At 34.1% G+C, this 14970-nt stretch carries 19 protein-coding genes and 1 riboswitch; of the genes, 5 read left to right on the forward strand and 14 right to left on the reverse strand.

The annotated features are described in order from the left end of the window. Positions 1–7: 7 nt before the first annotated feature. From ACY0M5_RS14010 to ACY0M5_RS14020, 3 genes are all read right to left on the reverse strand, one after another. Positions 8–709 (reverse strand): class I SAM-dependent DNA methyltransferase, encoded by a 702-nt coding sequence (locus ACY0M5_RS14010; protein ID WP_124994272.1) that lies wholly within the window; start codon positions 707–709, stop codon positions 8–10. Between the two features lie 119 nt (positions 710–828). Then, positions 829–927: riboswitch (TPP riboswitch) on the reverse strand. A gap of 106 nt (positions 928–1033) precedes the next feature. Next, complete coding sequence (locus ACY0M5_RS14015) at positions 1034–1594, reverse strand: cysteine hydrolase family protein (protein ID WP_461629568.1); 561 nt, start codon at positions 1592–1594, stop codon at positions 1034–1036. A gap of 45 nt (positions 1595–1639) precedes the next feature. Beyond that, the gene (locus ACY0M5_RS14020) at positions 1640–2860 is read right to left on the reverse strand and encodes a DUF6051 family protein (RefSeq protein ID WP_461629569.1); all 1221 of its coding nucleotides are present in this window, start codon (positions 2858–2860) and stop codon (positions 1640–1642) included. 183 nt (positions 2861–3043) lie between these two features. Between ACY0M5_RS14020 and ACY0M5_RS14025 the strand changes: the two genes are divergently transcribed. Beyond that, positions 3044–3463 (forward strand): hypothetical protein, encoded by a 420-nt coding sequence (locus ACY0M5_RS14025; RefSeq protein WP_461629570.1) that lies wholly within the window; start codon positions 3044–3046, stop codon positions 3461–3463. A gap of 159 nt (positions 3464–3622) precedes the next feature. On the opposite strand, the gene ACY0M5_RS14030 is transcribed toward ACY0M5_RS14025, so the two are convergent. Then, a complete protein-coding gene (locus ACY0M5_RS14030) occupies positions 3623–3757 on the reverse strand; it encodes a hypothetical protein (protein ID WP_461629571.1) in 135 nt (44 codons plus the stop codon). Between the two features lie 298 nt (positions 3758–4055). On the opposite strand from ACY0M5_RS14030, the gene ACY0M5_RS14035 reads away from it, so the two are divergent. From ACY0M5_RS14035 to ACY0M5_RS14045, 3 genes are all read left to right on the forward strand, one after another. Further along, a complete protein-coding gene (locus ACY0M5_RS14035; RefSeq protein WP_156197143.1) occupies positions 4056–4436 on the forward strand; it encodes a C-GCAxxG-C-C family (seleno)protein in 381 nt (126 codons plus the stop codon). 107 nt (positions 4437–4543) lie between these two features. After that, entirely contained in the window at positions 4544–5884 is a 1341-nt protein-coding gene (locus ACY0M5_RS14040; protein WP_461629572.1) for an IS5 family transposase, read from the forward strand. Between the two features lie 14 nt (positions 5885–5898). Further along, positions 5899–6294, forward strand: a complete 396-nt coding sequence (locus tag ACY0M5_RS14045; protein WP_461629573.1) for a (deoxy)nucleoside triphosphate pyrophosphohydrolase — start codon at positions 5899–5901, stop codon at positions 6292–6294. On the opposite strand, the gene folK is transcribed toward ACY0M5_RS14045, so the two are convergent. The 3 genes from folK to ACY0M5_RS14060 are packed head-to-tail and all read right to left on the reverse strand — an operon-like array spanning position 6283 to position 7779. After that, on the reverse strand, positions 6283–6657 hold the full coding sequence (gene folK / locus ACY0M5_RS14050; RefSeq protein ID WP_191991647.1) for a 2-amino-4-hydroxy-6-hydroxymethyldihydropteridine diphosphokinase: 375 nt from the start codon (positions 6655–6657) through the stop codon (positions 6283–6285). The genes ACY0M5_RS14045 and folK overlap by 12 nt on opposite strands. 27 nt (positions 6658–6684) lie before the next feature. Continuing rightward, a complete protein-coding gene (folX, locus tag ACY0M5_RS14055) occupies positions 6685–7047 on the reverse strand; it encodes a dihydroneopterin triphosphate 2'-epimerase (RefSeq protein WP_461629574.1) in 363 nt (120 codons plus the stop codon). Between the two features lie 9 nt (positions 7048–7056). Then, positions 7057–7779: an SDR family NAD(P)-dependent oxidoreductase gene (locus ACY0M5_RS14060; RefSeq protein WP_124994281.1), complete on the reverse strand. Its 723-nt coding sequence runs from the start codon at positions 7777–7779 to the stop codon at positions 7057–7059. Between the two features lie 184 nt (positions 7780–7963). Here ACY0M5_RS14060 and ACY0M5_RS14065 point away from each other — a divergent pair, with 184 nt between their 5' ends. After that, a complete protein-coding gene (locus ACY0M5_RS14065) occupies positions 7964–8623 on the forward strand; it encodes a B3/B4 domain-containing protein (RefSeq protein ID WP_461629575.1) in 660 nt (219 codons plus the stop codon). Between the two features lie 62 nt (positions 8624–8685). On the opposite strand, the gene ACY0M5_RS14070 is transcribed toward ACY0M5_RS14065, so the two are convergent. The 7 genes from ACY0M5_RS14070 to ACY0M5_RS14100 form a co-directional block, all read right to left on the reverse strand. Beyond that, entirely contained in the window at positions 8686–9402 is a 717-nt protein-coding gene (locus tag ACY0M5_RS14070) for an energy transducer TonB (protein WP_124994282.1), read from the reverse strand. A 187-nt stretch (positions 9403–9589) separates the two neighbouring features. Further along, positions 9590–10288 carry an energy transducer TonB gene (locus ACY0M5_RS14075; protein WP_461629576.1) on the reverse strand — a complete coding sequence of 233 codons (699 nt, stop codon included), beginning with the start codon at positions 10286–10288 and terminating at the stop codon, positions 9590–9592. A gap of 86 nt (positions 10289–10374) precedes the next feature. After that, the gene (locus tag ACY0M5_RS14080) at positions 10375–11079 is read right to left on the reverse strand and encodes an energy transducer TonB (protein ID WP_461629577.1); all 705 of its coding nucleotides are present in this window, start codon (positions 11077–11079) and stop codon (positions 10375–10377) included. Between the two features lie 101 nt (positions 11080–11180). Continuing rightward, on the reverse strand, positions 11181–12959 hold the full coding sequence (locus tag ACY0M5_RS14085; protein WP_461629578.1) for a TonB family protein: 1779 nt from the start codon (positions 12957–12959) through the stop codon (positions 11181–11183). A gap of 56 nt (positions 12960–13015) precedes the next feature. Next, complete coding sequence (locus ACY0M5_RS14090) at positions 13016–13390, reverse strand: BlaI/MecI/CopY family transcriptional regulator (protein ID WP_101262091.1); 375 nt, start codon at positions 13388–13390, stop codon at positions 13016–13018. 128 nt (positions 13391–13518) lie between these two features. Next, positions 13519–14298: an amidohydrolase gene (locus ACY0M5_RS14095; protein ID WP_461629579.1), complete on the reverse strand. Its 780-nt coding sequence runs from the start codon at positions 14296–14298 to the stop codon at positions 13519–13521. A 13-nt stretch (positions 14299–14311) separates the two neighbouring features. Then, positions 14312–14860: a 1-acyl-sn-glycerol-3-phosphate acyltransferase gene (locus tag ACY0M5_RS14100; RefSeq protein ID WP_124994287.1), complete on the reverse strand. Its 549-nt coding sequence runs from the start codon at positions 14858–14860 to the stop codon at positions 14312–14314. Positions 14861–14970: the final 110 nt, after the last annotated feature.

The raw sequence follows: 14970 nt of genomic DNA on the forward strand, positions 1-14970 counted from the left end.
TAACCGATTAGTTTTTAATTGCACAAATAGCTACATAATCACCACAATCAAATCCGTTAATTGGTTCTTCAGCCACCAGATTGGAATTTAAGGGGTGTTTGGTTAATGTCTGAGCAAATTGAAGATTATTAAAATTGGATTTCTTCAACATATCCACCTTTTCTGCAGTAGTTCTCCAATTAGCGGCTTTCACAAACTCAATAGGATAAGGGTTTCTTGGATGAACTCCTTCCAATAATGGGTGTTCCCAAGTGCCTAACGCTTTTGCCAGATTATACAAAACTCCATAAGAACTTTCTTTAGGAACATCAATAACTACAATTTTACCATCTGGACGTAGAGCATCGTAAGATTTATTAAATGCTTTTTGCAAATCGCTAATATAACTTGGCGTACCATTAAACAAAATTGTATCGTAGTTTTCCTTACCTAACTCCATCTCCTCCGCAGTGCTTATGTCCACATTAAGTCCACGTTTCCTAGCGATATCAGCCATTCCTTCCGAAGGTTCAATTCCATTTTTTATCGAAATATTGAATTCTTTTTCAAGAATTGTTTCGAACAAGCCACTTCCACAACCAACAGAGAATATATCTCCTGCATTTTCAAGAAAATGGGCAACAAGTTTTACTTCAGAATACAATACATTTTCATTTTCGAGAAACCACGCATCATAATCTGATGCGTACTTATTAAATTTAGAACTCATTTGTTATTTTTAATTAGTCAAATAATTAGTAATAATTATCTGCAAAACAAAAGGCTGTAAAAACAGAAAACCGCCTCGTACATAACGAAACGGTTCTATCTAATTACTTAGGCAAGTTAAAATCAGACGAATCATTTCCCTACGCTACTATTATGCAGATCAGGTAAAAGGGTAAAGTCTCAGCCCAAATAAATACTCAAGCACCCCTAACGACACGACAAAGGTATTAATATTTTACAATAGAATGTATTAGAAACAAATGATTTTGACTTCTGTGTGCAGTACTTAACAAATCACCCATCCTCTCTTGAGAACGCATATTTCCTAAGTATTAAATAAGATCTCTGCGGTTGCCACAATTTCAACCCTTCCTTTAGTTGGAATCAGATCACTCCAAACCCAATTGTAATGTTCAATTACTTTCTCTGCAGATAAATGGGGCCGATCCGCCGTCGTATGCGCATCTTTAACTACGGTAATATTAAAATCCTTAATCAATGCAGATTGAATTGTGGATTCTACACAAAAATCAGTTGCACATCCCGTAATCACCAATTCGCTCACGTTTAGTTCTTTCAATTTCTCTTCAAGGTCGGATTCATAAAAAGAATCATTCGCCGTTTTATATAGAACCAAATCAGATTCAGCAATGTTTAGATCATCCAGAATTTCCCACTCTTCTGTACCAGGCACAAAACAATTCTGTTTCGAACCATTGTGCTGTATGTATACTACAGGATTCCCATATTCACGAAATCCAGCGGCCAATTGATTGATTCGCTTCACAACTCCCTTTGTGTCATAACGAGGAGTTGCGGGCGTAAACGAGCCTTTTTGCATGTCGATGATTAGAAGAGCACTGGAATTTGTCTGATTTTCTTTCATTTCAACCTGTATTAAAAAAGGATTAATTTAATTTGATAATCAGATTTATTCCTGATTCAAAAAATCACAAACTTTACTAAAAACAAGATCTAAGCTTTCTTCAATATTTACAGACTCTGCCTTATTCATTGGAAATGGATTTTCATGTGAATATGAATATGGAAAATCAAGCTCTTCTACAGTAATATTAATATCTCTGGAGGCTCCTTTCAAGGTATTTTCAATCTCGTAAGTCGGAAAAACAGAATCTCCTTTTAAGGCAATCGCATAAATCTGATTTTCGGCTTTTTTAAACAAAGCTTCTCTAAAATATCTCATATTCTTGTACTCCAACATGGTATGAAATACCTTCCCTTCCATGTGATCTTCTTCAATGTAATGATGCAGAAGATTATCTTTCTTTAAAAAACTGCTGAAATGCTCAACCAAATAAGAATACAAGGTAACATTAACTTCACTATCCAGAATAAATTTAGAAACAGGAGACAAACGATTAAATACAGCACCACTGCAAAACAAACACAATTTTGTTTCACTAAAATAATTTTTGTGGTTTGTTAACTTCAGAATTTCAGCCAAAAAACCTCCGATAGAGTATGCAAAAATATCAAAACTAAAATCCTTATCGATTAATTCATGCTTGCCGCTTTTACACTCTTCAATAAATTGAATGATATCGTAATAAGTTTGCAAACCCGACCAGATAAATCTTTGCGGCATGGAATGAAGCCGCATGCTGATGGCTACATTCGATAATGAGGAACCAATAATATTTGGAAATTGTGCTTTTCGTTTTTTACTCAATTCAAACATTGCCTTTTTATCGCTCCAATGCTTTGGTGCACGCTGCATATGAAATGCGATCGGAAAAAAGACAACTGCGCTCTGTGTTTTCTCACAAATAGCTTGTCCCCACGGCAAATATTTATCCCACGTTTTTTCATTAAAGCCATGAAAGATAAATGTTAGTTTTTCTATTTTACAATCCCCTTTTGGTTTTAATATATTATAGCTGAAGTTTTTATTTTCCTCAACAACAACATCATTCATATGCACATCATCCTGTATTTTACCAATTTCGTTCTGGGCAAACATGTTCTCGATAAGATCCAACTTATGACTTTCACAATAATAGTTGGTTTTACCTGGTAAAATATCGTGTGCTAAAGAATGAAATTGATACTCTCTAAATTCCATCCCGTCAAACTCTGACTCTCCTCCATCAAAGGCCAATTTTAATTCATGACAACGATCAATATATGACATAATAATAAACTTTAATGAATTGATATAGATTGCTGAATACAATCATGTATATTCTATTGCAAAATTCGAATTTACAAAAACACCACTGATTAACAAAAAACAATCCGGTAATTAGATATACTTCTTAATTTTTTCTGATTATTTTTACAATTGCGAAACAAAAAACCACTCCAAATCAAAATTATGTACCAGAAAGACTTTATCATGCGAATGCTTGAAATGATTGCTGATTTAATCGCTCTCCTTTTAGGTTTAATTAAAAAAGGAGACTTGTCGCAAGCTCATAAATTACTAGAGAATGCTTATCGTGATTTTCTGAAAGAAGATGCCTCATTCTTTAGAAATCTCCCAAAAGAAAAACTTACCGAAGATTTGCTTACAAAGCACAATTACACAAATAGTCATTTAAAGATATTATCGGAGCTCTTTTTTGCTGAGGCAGAATTGAATATCGCTAAAGGCGATAAAGTAAATGGCTTAAATTATTACGGAAAATCGTTATTGCTGCTGGAATTTACAGAAAAAGATTCCAATACTTTTTCGCTAAGCAACGACTCGAAAATCAGATCACTAAAAGAGAAAATTAAAATATCCATGCAGTAAAACATGAAATTTAATCAATAAGAAAAGAAAGTGTAATTTTGGATCCCGAGGAGAACTACATTGAAATAACCAAATGATTTTTAGAAGAACAACTATATTTAATTGAAAAAAGGTTGCCATACGACAACCTTTTTTTATTTGATTCGACAATTAAAATAATTAAAATTTGTAGGCACTAATCAAATGATTATTTTCATTTACAAGAACTACATTTTCAACTTCATCAATCACATAATCCGGCGTTTTATCCATCAATTCAATTTGAACATCAACTTCACCTGTTACTTTATTCACCTTATCAATAAAATGTTTAATTCCTTCAGTCTCATCCTTAACTTTAATTACTTTACTGGGTTTTGCTTAAAATATTAAATAACATGAAAGGCAGATAAATTAACTGACCTCTACATTTTTTAAGCCTCGAATTTATACAAAACACAAACAAATAATCATATAAAATGTGTTAGACTGAATATAAATTATCATATAAAATAAAGATATTTTTGACACATGCTGAAGAAGTATCTTAATCTTTGGTTATTGTATTCGTAAAAAACTACATTTGTCAGTTACCAAAGCACTATATTAATCAATGAGCTTTTCCAATAAAGATACAAAGGCCGATATAGCCTTAAAATATTTTCACAAACCACCTGGTTATTACAACTGCGCTCAGGCAATCTATAAAGCTTTTCAAGAGGAGTTTAGGATTACTAATGATGAGATAAATGAAAGCTCAAAAGATGGCAATGGAAAAGCAAAGGGCGGCAATTGCGGAGCTTACCATGCTGCTTTGGAATTACTGAAAGACAAACCTGAATTATTAGCTGAATTCACCAGACGTTTTCAAGAAAAATCAGAATATCTGACTTGTTTCGATATAAAATTCAACTACAGCATGTCCTGCAAAAATTTAGTACGCCTGGCATCCGATCTACTCGAAGAATTAACGCCTTCATCTTCCAATAACTAGTCATCCCTTAAAAAGATTCCAGAATATTGATAATCAACTGATAAACTTTTTTATTCCCTACTTAAATCTGCAAGCAAATAAGTATCTTAGTTGAAAATCTTGCAGATATGGTTGGAAAACAGGACAATACACCTCAATTAAGTATTTTTGACACACCACTGGAACGATTCATCAATTTAGAGCATGAATTGTGTATTTTATCAAGGCGAATTGACTGGGATTCAATAGAAATAGAATTCTCTGTTTATTTTTCCGAAATCGGACGTCCATCTGTTCCAATCCGAAGAATGGTAGGGTTGCTTCTGTTGAAACACATTTATAATTTAAGTGATGAGTCCATCGTTGACAGATGGATTGAAAATCCCTATTGGCAGTATTTTAGCGGGGAGAAAGTTTTTCAAACACAAAAGCCTTTTGATCCAACCGAGTTTATACATTTTAGAAACCGTATTGGGAAAGAAGGAGCAGAAATATTATTGAAAGTATCAATTCAGTTATTTGGCAAAGAAGCTCAGGAAAAAGAAGTATTAATTGACAGTACGGTACAAGAGAAGAATATCACTTACCCAACCGACGCAAAACTACACAAGCGTATAATTGAGAAAGTAAACAAGATAGCCAAACAAGAAGGAATCACATTACGCCAAACTTATACCCGAACCTTAAAGCAGTTGATGATAGACCAACGTTTTCATAATCATCCAAAAAGAAGGAAGAAAGCCAAAGCTGCATTACGAAAAATCAAGACTATTGCTGGTCGCCAGGTCAGAGATATCCAAAGACAATTCACCACATCTCAACAAAACAGATATCAGGAATTATTTATCATTCTCGATAAAGTCTTAACGCAGCAAAAAGGAAATAAGAACAAGATTTACAGTATCCATGAACCTGAGACTCGCTGTATTGCTAAAGGAAAAGAAGCAAAGAAATTTGAGTTTGGAAACAAGACTGGGTTTGTTTTGACCAAAACCACAAAAATAGTAGTTGGCGCTATTGCCTTTGAAAATAATCCTTACGATGGCCACACTCTAGAAGAACATTTAAAACAAACAGAATATTTAACAGGAAGTTGTCCAAAAATAGGGATCGTAGACAGAGGATACAGAGGGAAAAAGAAAATCAATGGTACTGAAATAATATCACCTTCTGTTCCTAAAAGAGAAACGACTCAGTATGAAAAACAAAAAGCAAGGAAACGTTTTAGATCCAGAGCTGGAATAGAACCGGTTATTGGACATATTAAGCAAGATCACAGAATGTTAAGGAATTATCTAAAAGGTCTTCCAGGTAATCAATTAAATACAATTTTTGCCGGAACTGGGTTTAATCTAAAGAAAATGCTCAATAGAATTAAAGAGCAAATCCTTTGTGTCTTTTTTAAAAAACCAAATCTTTGGATGCAATTATTTTCAAAAATCAAACTCCCAAAATATCTGGCTTTTTAAGGGATGACTAACTAATGGAACCGATCAAAGTTACCGCAGCAATAATCATTAAAAACGGGAAGGTATTTATTGCCCAACGAAGTAAGAATGACGACTTATCCGGCAAATGGGAATTCCCGGGCGGGAAAATTGAATCTGGTGAAACACCTCAGCAATGCCTTAAGAGAGAATTGTTTGAAGAATTTGGAATAGAAACAAAAATTCTTGACTATTTTGGAGAGAGCATATTTGATTATGGCAACAAGCCAATTCATTTGCTGAGCTACTTTGCAGAACATCTGTCGGGTGAATTAATCCTTCAAGTTCATCAAAATTACAAATGGATTGAACCTGGAGAATTAGATAAAATTGACTGGGCAACGGCTGATATTGAATTGGCGAAACAATTAAAACAAAGATTAACCAAGTAATAGTTCATCTACCGACTTCTTTAAAAAATCTCTTGAATGATAATCCTCATCCACAATTTCATCATTCCATACAACAATATCTAAATCGATTATACGGGGACCAAATTTTGGAAGACTTCTGTCTCTTCCCATTTTATCCTCCAATTGTTTCAAATATAAATTGAATTCCTCACGGCAGTGATGAGTTCTTAACCTCACGGCTCCGTTAATAAAATCCTGCTGATTGGTAATTCCAATCGGTGCAGTTCTAATCCATTTGGAATGTTTTTTCAGCAAATGATCTTTCGACAGAAGACATAGCATCTTCCGAATGTTTTCTGTTGGATTAATATTCGATCCTATACCTACAATACAATCGTTCATTATATATTTCTTTAGTAAAACTTCCGTTTAAGAAATACCTTCTCTGTAAGCCTCTAATTCAATTGATACAGATTCTGCAAAACGCAAAGCATGAGGTTTATCCACCTCAACTTTTACCCACTCCACTTGGGGGTTCTTCAAAATTAAATCCAATATTTGCCGGGTCAAATTCTCCAACATTTTAAATTTACCTTCCTGCACAAGCACAATCACCTTTTTGGTTATTGTTTTGTAATTGTATGAATTCTCAACATCATCATTAGCAATAGCATTGTCTACATCAGCTTTAATTGTCATATTAATCACAACATCTTGTTTGTTACGCAATTCGTCTTCATTAAAACCAATATAGGTTCTAATCAACAAATTTTTCACACGAATAATTGCCATATATCTAATTTATAAGAGTTGTTCACCTCCGTCGCAGTACAAAATCTGTCCGGTTAGGTTCTGATTTGCCAATATATAATCCAATGATTGCAAAATCGGTTCAATTCCACCGGAAATTTTCATTGGCGTTTTTTCTGCAAGCCTCTGTAAATATTCTTCTCCCTGATCCACCGGAGGAAGTGTAGCTCCGGGAGCTATACCATTCACCCTAATTTTTGGTGCGAATTCAAGTGCCGCCATTTTTGTTAAATGAGCCAGTCCAACTTTCGACAAACTGTAAGCCGCATACAAATTTGAATAGCTTGCAATTCGAGTATCCAACAGATTTATAATCAATCCATTTTCACTATTCATAGCATAATCCCTTGACAGGATAAAAGGAGCTAACAAATTCACATTCATCTGATCCTGAAACAATTTTACCGAAGTCTCTTGAATTACTCCTGAATCGAAAACAGATGCATTATTTATTAAAACGTCAATCTTCTCAAAATGTAATAAAACCTTATCAATTAACCGATCTGTGTCTTGAGCAGAATTCAAATCACTTTTAAAAATCTTGAATTTTTGTTCCGGATACTTATTCACCAAATCTGTTTGCAACGAAATTGCATCATTTTTCGACGAATTGTAGTGAATGGCAATACTAAAACCATTCTTTGCCATGTGGATGGCAATAGATTTTCCAATTCGCTTTGCAGCACCAGTTATTAAAGCAGTTTTACAGGTCATTTTTTCAGTCGTTATCATCTAAAGTTAACGAATATCTTTCCTGATAAAAAGTTTATGATAAAATTTTTTCTGATTCTGAAATTAAATTTATTCCTGTTATTAATTGCAATAAGATAAGTAGAATCTGTATTTTGCATTCAAATTGCCAATTAGTGAAAATCCTGATTAGCGAATGAAAATTGATATGACTAAAATAGAAATAGAAGAAGAACTTAAACAAATTTGTCCATCTCTTCGTCTGGGCATTATTCAATGCAGGGTAAATACGAAAGAAGAATGTCCGGATCTATGGCAGATAATTAATGAAAAAACAATAAATATTCAACAAAATCTGGCTATTTCAGGAATTGTAGATATCCCAAGTATTAATAGTTCAAAAAAAGGATATCGGGCAGTTGGAAAAGACCCCAGCAGGTATCGCTTGTCAGCAGAATCTTTGTTACGAAGAATTGTAAATGGGAAAGGATTGTACAAAATAAATAATGTGGTAGATTTATTAAATTTGGTGTCTATTACAAGTGGGTTTTCAATTGGCGGATACAATGCTGACAAAATAGAAGGTGTCGTTCGCTTTGGCATTGGAAAAACTGACGAAGCCTATGAAGGAATCGGACGAGGATCTTTAAATATAGATAAACTGCCCGTTTTCAGAGATGATCTGGGAGCATTTGGAAGTCCTACAAGCGATTCTTTACGAACCCAAATTGATGAAAATTGTCAAACCTTTCTCATGATCATTATTAGTTTTCAAGCTGATAAAGCTTTACCGGAAGCTATGGATTTAGCAATTGATCTGTTAAAAAAACATGCAGAGGCTGAAAAAATTCATTCTGCGATACTATAAAATTAATAAAGCCTGCTAAACCATTCAGCAGGCTTTACTTTTATTTGTCTGTTTGTTATCTATTACTGAAGTACAAAGTTTATCACAACGGAATAAGAAACTTTCACCGGCTTTCCTCTTTGCTTACCTGGTTGAAATTTGGGTAAATTTCGAATTACACGCAGAGCTTCCTGATCCAATGAAGGGTCAATTCCCCTAAGCAATTCTACTTTTGAAATACCACCATCTTTTCCCACTACAAAACTAACATAAACTCTTCCTGTAATATTGTTTTCCTGTGCAATAACAGGGTATCTGATACTCGAATTGATGTGTCTGTACAATTCCAAATTACCTTCAACATTGTTTTTGCAGATATCTGGCCTAAATATTGGCATTTCCTCTACAATCACGAAAATTTTCGCTTCGTCGTCAACTTCTTCCTCAACAAATACTTCTTGTGGAGCGATTTCAAATTCAGTTTCCTGATTCAAGTTTTCCTCAACGATTTCAATTTCATTTTCTAACTCGGTATTGTTTTCAACAACCGTAATTACATCTGTTAATTGAATTTTTGGTGGTAATTTGGGTTTTTCTTTAATTTCTTCCTGTCTGGTAATTGGAATGATTTCTTCATCCAATTTTAAATCAACCAAATTTCTAATTTCAACAACCTCTCTTACTCTTGTAGGCCATTCAAAAGATATTAAAGTTAATGCTAAGGCCATAACCAACCCAATTTCAAAAAACAATGATTTTCGTTTTTCCAAATCAGCATTTGGATTCTTTTTGGGAATCATAGCTAAACATTTTAAATATTAAAGTACAGTATCAGCAGTGACAATAAACTAAACATCACCAAAACATCTAATAATGTTTAGCTTAAGTCCTCATAAGAGGATGAGTTCAAAGAACGCTTTATAATTAAATATACGGATTTAAGCTGTAATAGTTGCAAACTTTCGAATACTTATGTACAATTAAAACCTATTGCAAAACAAAATTAATATAGCCTGAGAACCAAACCGATACTTTTTTATTAAATTGTTTGCCAGGTTTAAATTTTGGTAAATTCTGTACCACACGAACAACTTCTTCATCCAATAAAGGATCCACTTTACGAGTCACCTGGATATTTGATATGTTCCCTTCACTTGTAACAACAAATTTCACAAATACTTTTCCATGAATATTAGACTCCTGCGCTGCTATCGGATACCTAACCATTCTTTGCATGGTGATAAACAAATCTTTGCACCCTTCTTCATAGGTTTTATTTTTTTGTGGATTAAAGATTGGCATCTCCTCTACGCTTACAAAAGGACTCATTTCTTCTGATATTTCCTCTTCATAGGCTGGTTGTTCCAATATTTCCTCGTTAGGATCTCCAAACGAATCCTCAGGAATATATTCCTCTTCAGGATTCTCTTCAATCACCAGCAGGTCAATTAATTCTATTTTCCTGACTTTTGGCGGCTCCATTTTTTTCTCCGGTTCACGAAAAGTTACTGCTGTCAATTCTTCCATATCATCAATCGAATCAAATACAAAATCTTCCGGTTCATTCATTGGTACTTTGTATTCGAAGGCCATTAGCACAAATAAGAAACTAATTAAGAAACCAAATTGTAAGAACAGAACTCTTTTCTTCTCTAAATTATATCGGGGGTTCTTTTTCACTTGCATAATCATGAGTTTTTTGGTGAGACATTTAATGATTTTTTATGCATTCGTAAACTAAATAATTAGTTATGCGATTCAAAAAAAAGGAACTATTGCAATACAAACGAAATGTACCCGCTGAACCAAACACTTACAGGTTTGTTTCTTTGCATTCCCGGTTTAAATTTAGGAAGGCTTTGTACAACACGAATCGCTTCTTTATCCAAAGAAGGATCAACAGGTCTCATTACTTGAATCTGTTCGATATTCCCTGTTTTTGTAACAACAAATCGAACATACACCTTTCCTTCAATTCCATTTTCCTGAGCCACGATAGGATATTTGGTCATTTTCTGCATGGTTACAAACAAATCTTTTAATCCCTCATCATAGGTATTATTCTTTTTAGGATTAAATATTGGCATTTGCTCAACCCTTACAAATGGCACATCTTCAACATCTTCCTCGATATCCTCTTTTACATCTGCAATAACATAGGAATCATCTTCACTAATGTCAGAATCTTTAATCTCAAGATCAGGTACATCATCATCATCTTCTACTAAAGTCAGTTCAGTTAAAATCATCTCTTTAATTTTAGGAACTTCTTTGGGCTGAGGTTTGTCCTGCACGGTTATAGGAATAATTTCGTCCATTTCTTCAAGAACATCAAAATCTAAATCTGCCGTTTTTCCAACCGGGGTTTTATACTCAAAAGCCATTAATACAATTATAAGACTTAAAAAGAATCCGATTTGTAAAAATAAACCTCGTTTTTTTTCCAAATCATAGCGGGGGTTTTTCTTAACTTCCATAATAAAGGGTTTTTGGTTAGACAATATAAATTGGTTTGGTTTTATTCCTAAGAAGTTAGTTTTGTAACTAATTTCTTAGTTAATATACGTAAAAAAATTTATTAGTTCAAAGAAAAACGAATAGGAATTGTATATTTAACCTCAACTTTTTTTCCGTGTTGCTCGCCGGGCACCCAATTAGGCATGCTGTTAATAACACGTAAGGCTTCCTTATTTAATTCAATATTTGCTCCTTTTATTACTTTCGCCTTAGCAACACTACCGTCAGTTCTCACAACAAACTGGACAAAAACCTGACCTTCGTAGCCCTGTTCGGCAGCCAGAACAGGATATTGAATTTTTCTTGCAATATATTTTCTCAAATTGCCATTTGCCTCAGTAAACTGCGGCATTTTCTCTACTACAACATATTCTTTGCTCTTATTCATATTAGTTTTAAGAACATTTTCCAAATGATAGTCGGATGAATTCTTAATTCTTGAATACAAAGGATCCGGCGACTCAACAGGCTTATCGATTAAATTCTTTAATTGAAAATTAATAGGAACAGTATATGCAATATTCACAAATTCTCCATCTTTCTTTCCCGGATTCCATTTAGGAAGAGACGATACAACCCGTAAAGCTTCACGATCTAATAAGGGATTAACTTTTCTTGCCAAAGCAGCATTAACAACTCTGCCTTCTTTATTAATCACAAAAGAAACAAACACACGACCTTCAATTTGTTTAGTTTGAGCTAGCTTAGGATATTTAACATGTTTTGCCAGAAATTTTTGAAGGGCGATTACGCCGCCCGGAAAAACAGGCATTTCATCAGTTATGGTCTTTATTTCTTCAGGGTTGATTGTTTCTTTATATTCCAGCTTATTAATTTTGTGAGTGACTAATTGCGGTGAGAATTCATATTTTGTTTCAGAATAAAAATTTGCCGGCTCGCTTCGTAAGGAAGAAAATATATTCAAGTCCATCGGCAGTAACTCTTTAAATGAGAATTCAGTATCTAACTTTTCTTCCTCCTTAATTGTGAAAGCAAAAGCTGATAACAGAACCATAAAAATTGGTATAATAAGCAAGAGTTTTACCAATGCAATTCTTGGTGTTTTTATTCTGCCCAACATCGAGATTCTTTTTTTCAGTGTTGACTGCCCAAAATTATTGGCCAAACGGAACAAATCACCACCAGCAAATTGATTCACAATATGCATTTTGTACTCATTCGCATTCACGACTCCATTTACAACCTTATCATCGGCTAAATATTCATGAACTTCCTGAATTGATGATTTATAAAACCAGACAACAGGATTCATCCAAAAAATTACTGTGAGAATTTCAATCATCAGTAAATCGAAGGTATGAAGCTGATCGACATGCACCCTTTCGTGAGCTAATATGGATGTAAAATTGGTCTTTTGATAATCAGCCTTACTGATAAAAACAGAATTTAAAAAAGAAAAAGGAGGATAATCATCATTCATGATCACCAGCCGAAGTCCTTTTTCACGCAGAATCTTACTGCTTTTTGTCCAGGAAAATAACTGAAATAAATTTTTAAAAAATCGGATCGAAAAAAGAAATACTCCCAAAATATACACTACACCTAAGTATTGGTACCATGTAAGAGCTTTTTTTACTGTTGCCGTAACAACAACCTCTTCGAGCATATTGCTGTTTAAATACTGCTGCGAAGCTAAAACCACGGCATCTAATACATGAAATGAATTTTCTATCGTACTCTTTGGTTCGGGCTGAAAAGGTATTTCTAAAGTTGGAATTAATATTGAGGCAAGCAATGTAAGCAAAAGGAACACACGGTTAACTCTAAAAAAGGTATCCCTTTTTAGAAACAACCAATACAGGGCATAAAAAAAAGCCATGCATATTGCCGATTGCAAAAAATATAAGATTATGCCTGTAATCATTTACTATTAGCTTATCTACTTTGCTTTTTTATTTGCTCTTCAACCATTCTTTTCACCTCTTCCAATTCCGATAAACTCACTTGCTCTTCCTTAGCGAAAAATGAAACCATATCTCGATAAGAGTTCGAAAAATAATTACGAACGAAACCCTTCATAAATTTTCGGGTATATTCCTTTTTTCCCATTAATGGAAAGTACTGATGACTTTTGCCGTAAGCAATATGACTCACAAATCCTTTCTTCTCAAGGATTCGTGTAATGGTGGATATGGTATTGTAAGCAGGTTTGGGTTCTGGTATTTTCTCTATAATTTCCTTCACAAATGCATTTTCCAGATCCCATAGGATTTGCATCACTTGCTCTTCTGCCCGAGTTAATTCTTTCATTGATTTTATTTTAGAATAGTTTCTAGTCATAAATATATAACTATAAGTTTAGTTTTACAAGTACCCGAAAGTACATTATTGCCACAAAACAGCAATTCACTTTTAATCAGACACATATTTTGTGTATTTTAGCTTATTTGAAATGAATCTGCATCCAAAAGAACCGGAAATTTACTTCTGAATTCATTTAATTCATCTAAATTTAATTGCAGACTAACAATTTCTTCGGTGTAATCGGCACATTTTCCAACAAGTTGACCTTTTGCGTTAAAAAGAGCTGAATCTCCGGCATAAGAAAGTCCCAAACCATCAGATCCTATTCGATTCACTCCAACAACAAACGACTGATTTTCAATTGCCCGTGCTTTTAAAAGCGTATTCCAAACCTCTCTGCGAACTTCGGGCCAGTTGGCAACATACAGCAAAATGTCATAATCATTCTGATTACGGCTCCATACCGGAAAACGTAAATCATAACAAACTAAAGGACATATTCTCCATTTTCCCAAATTGAAGACAGCCCGCTCACTGCCACTTGAAAAATGGTGATGCTCCTCTCCCATTCTAAACAGATGACGCTTATCGTACGAACAAATAATTTTCCCGCCATCAACACAGTACAAACGGTTAAAATATTCGCCGTTTTCCTCTACAATTATACTTCCAAGAAGAACCGAATTTAACTCTCCGGCTTGATTTTTCATCCAATCAAGAGTCATTTTGGCTTTTGGCGCAATCATACTTTTATCTTCCATCATAAAACCTGACGAGAACATCTCAGGCAGAACAATTAAATCAGTCTGATTTTTTAAAGGTAAAAGCAGATTCGAAATTTTACTCAGATTCTCATCAACATTTCCCCAAACCAATTCTAATTGAACTAAACTAACTTTTAGCGTATCGGACATCTTATTCTTTTGGTTACAATCCTGTTGTGAAATTCGCCGGATATTTAGGCTTACAATTGATATACTTGCTTTTAATCTTAATCATATCCTTCTCTACATCGCCCGTAGGATAAAAAGCCTCACCACAAGTTAAGGTTTTTTCCTCGTAGTTAATTTCAGCCAGATAAATAGGAACATTTGCCTTTAGCGCGATATAATAAAAACCTTTTTTCCACTCAGCACGAAGGCTGCGGCTTCCTTCCGGTGCAATTGACAAATACAAAGACTCACGACTTGCAAATTCTTTAACCAATTCATCAGTCATGTTGCCTTTTGTTGAACGATTAACAGGAATTACTCCCCACGATTTCCAGATGTACTTAAGAGGAAACACAAACATCTCTTTTTTCATTAATACTTTTGTAGGAATATTATAAGATAAAAAAGCAAGCTTTCCCCAAACAAAATCCCAGTTGGAAGTGTGCGGAACCGCAATCACAACAGCCTTCTTAACCTGCGGTATATCTCCAATATATTTCCACCCAAACAATTGCATTAGTAACTTACTAATTTTAGCCTTCATAGTCTCCGTATTTGATCGTGATGCAAAACAATCAATTCTTTACAAACAAAACAATACCAATTCAATTTATTTTAACAGAAAAATATCTTGTGAAGCTCCATGAATCTCAA

This window comes from Labilibaculum euxinicum (assembly GCF_963678175.1).
Taxonomy (GTDB): Bacteria; Bacteroidota; Bacteroidia; order Bacteroidales; family Marinifilaceae; genus Labilibaculum; species Labilibaculum euxinus.

What these genes read in the sequence shown, in the direction of transcription:
- ACY0M5_RS14090 (WP_101262091.1), bottom strand. Translation starts at nt 13,390, where the DNA reads ATGAAAGAATTAACTCGGGCAGAAGAGCAAGTGATGCAAATCCTATGG.
- ACY0M5_RS14060 (WP_124994281.1), bottom strand. Translation starts at nt 7,779, where the DNA reads ATGACCTGTAAAACTGCTTTAATAACTGGTGCTGCAAAGCGAATTGGA.
- ACY0M5_RS14010 (WP_124994272.1), bottom strand. Translation starts at nt 709, where the DNA reads ATGAGTTCTAAATTTAATAAGTACGCATCAGATTATGATGCGTGGTTT.
- ACY0M5_RS14070 (WP_124994282.1), bottom strand. Translation starts at nt 9,402, where the DNA reads ATGATTCCCAAAAAGAATCCAAATGCTGATTTGGAAAAACGAAAATCA.
- ACY0M5_RS14085 (WP_461629578.1), bottom strand. Translation starts at nt 12,959, where the DNA reads ATGGCTTTTTTTTATGCCCTGTATTGGTTGTTTCTAAAAAGGGATACC.
- ACY0M5_RS14020 (WP_461629569.1), bottom strand. Translation starts at nt 2,860, where the DNA reads ATGTCATATATTGATCGTTGTCATGAATTAAAATTGGCCTTTGATGGA.
- ACY0M5_RS14035 (WP_156197143.1), top strand. Translation starts at nt 4,056, where the DNA reads ATGAGCTTTTCCAATAAAGATACAAAGGCCGATATAGCCTTAAAATAT.
- ACY0M5_RS14015 (WP_461629568.1), bottom strand. Translation starts at nt 1,594, where the DNA reads ATGAAAGAAAATCAGACAAATTCCAGTGCTCTTCTAATCATCGACATG.
- folK (WP_191991647.1), bottom strand. Translation starts at nt 6,657, where the DNA reads ATGAACGATTGTATTGTAGGTATAGGATCGAATATTAATCCAACAGAA.
- ACY0M5_RS14025 (WP_461629570.1), top strand. Translation starts at nt 3,044, where the DNA reads ATGTACCAGAAAGACTTTATCATGCGAATGCTTGAAATGATTGCTGAT.
- ACY0M5_RS14075 (WP_461629576.1), bottom strand. Translation starts at nt 10,288, where the DNA reads ATGCAAGTGAAAAAGAACCCCCGATATAATTTAGAGAAGAAAAGAGTT.
- ACY0M5_RS14065 (WP_461629575.1), top strand. Translation starts at nt 7,964, where the DNA reads ATGACTAAAATAGAAATAGAAGAAGAACTTAAACAAATTTGTCCATCT.
- ACY0M5_RS14040 (WP_461629572.1), top strand. Translation starts at nt 4,544, where the DNA reads ATGGTTGGAAAACAGGACAATACACCTCAATTAAGTATTTTTGACACA.
- ACY0M5_RS14095 (WP_461629579.1), bottom strand. Translation starts at nt 14,298, where the DNA reads ATGTCCGATACGCTAAAAGTTAGTTTAGTTCAATTAGAATTGGTTTGG.
- ACY0M5_RS14100 (WP_124994287.1), bottom strand. Translation starts at nt 14,860, where the DNA reads ATGAAGGCTAAAATTAGTAAGTTACTAATGCAATTGTTTGGGTGGAAA.
- ACY0M5_RS14080 (WP_461629577.1), bottom strand. Translation starts at nt 11,079, where the DNA reads ATGGAAGTTAAGAAAAACCCCCGCTATGATTTGGAAAAAAAACGAGGT.
- ACY0M5_RS14045 (WP_461629573.1), top strand. Translation starts at nt 5,899, where the DNA reads ATGGAACCGATCAAAGTTACCGCAGCAATAATCATTAAAAACGGGAAG.
- folX (WP_461629574.1), bottom strand. Translation starts at nt 7,047, where the DNA reads ATGGCAATTATTCGTGTGAAAAATTTGTTGATTAGAACCTATATTGGT.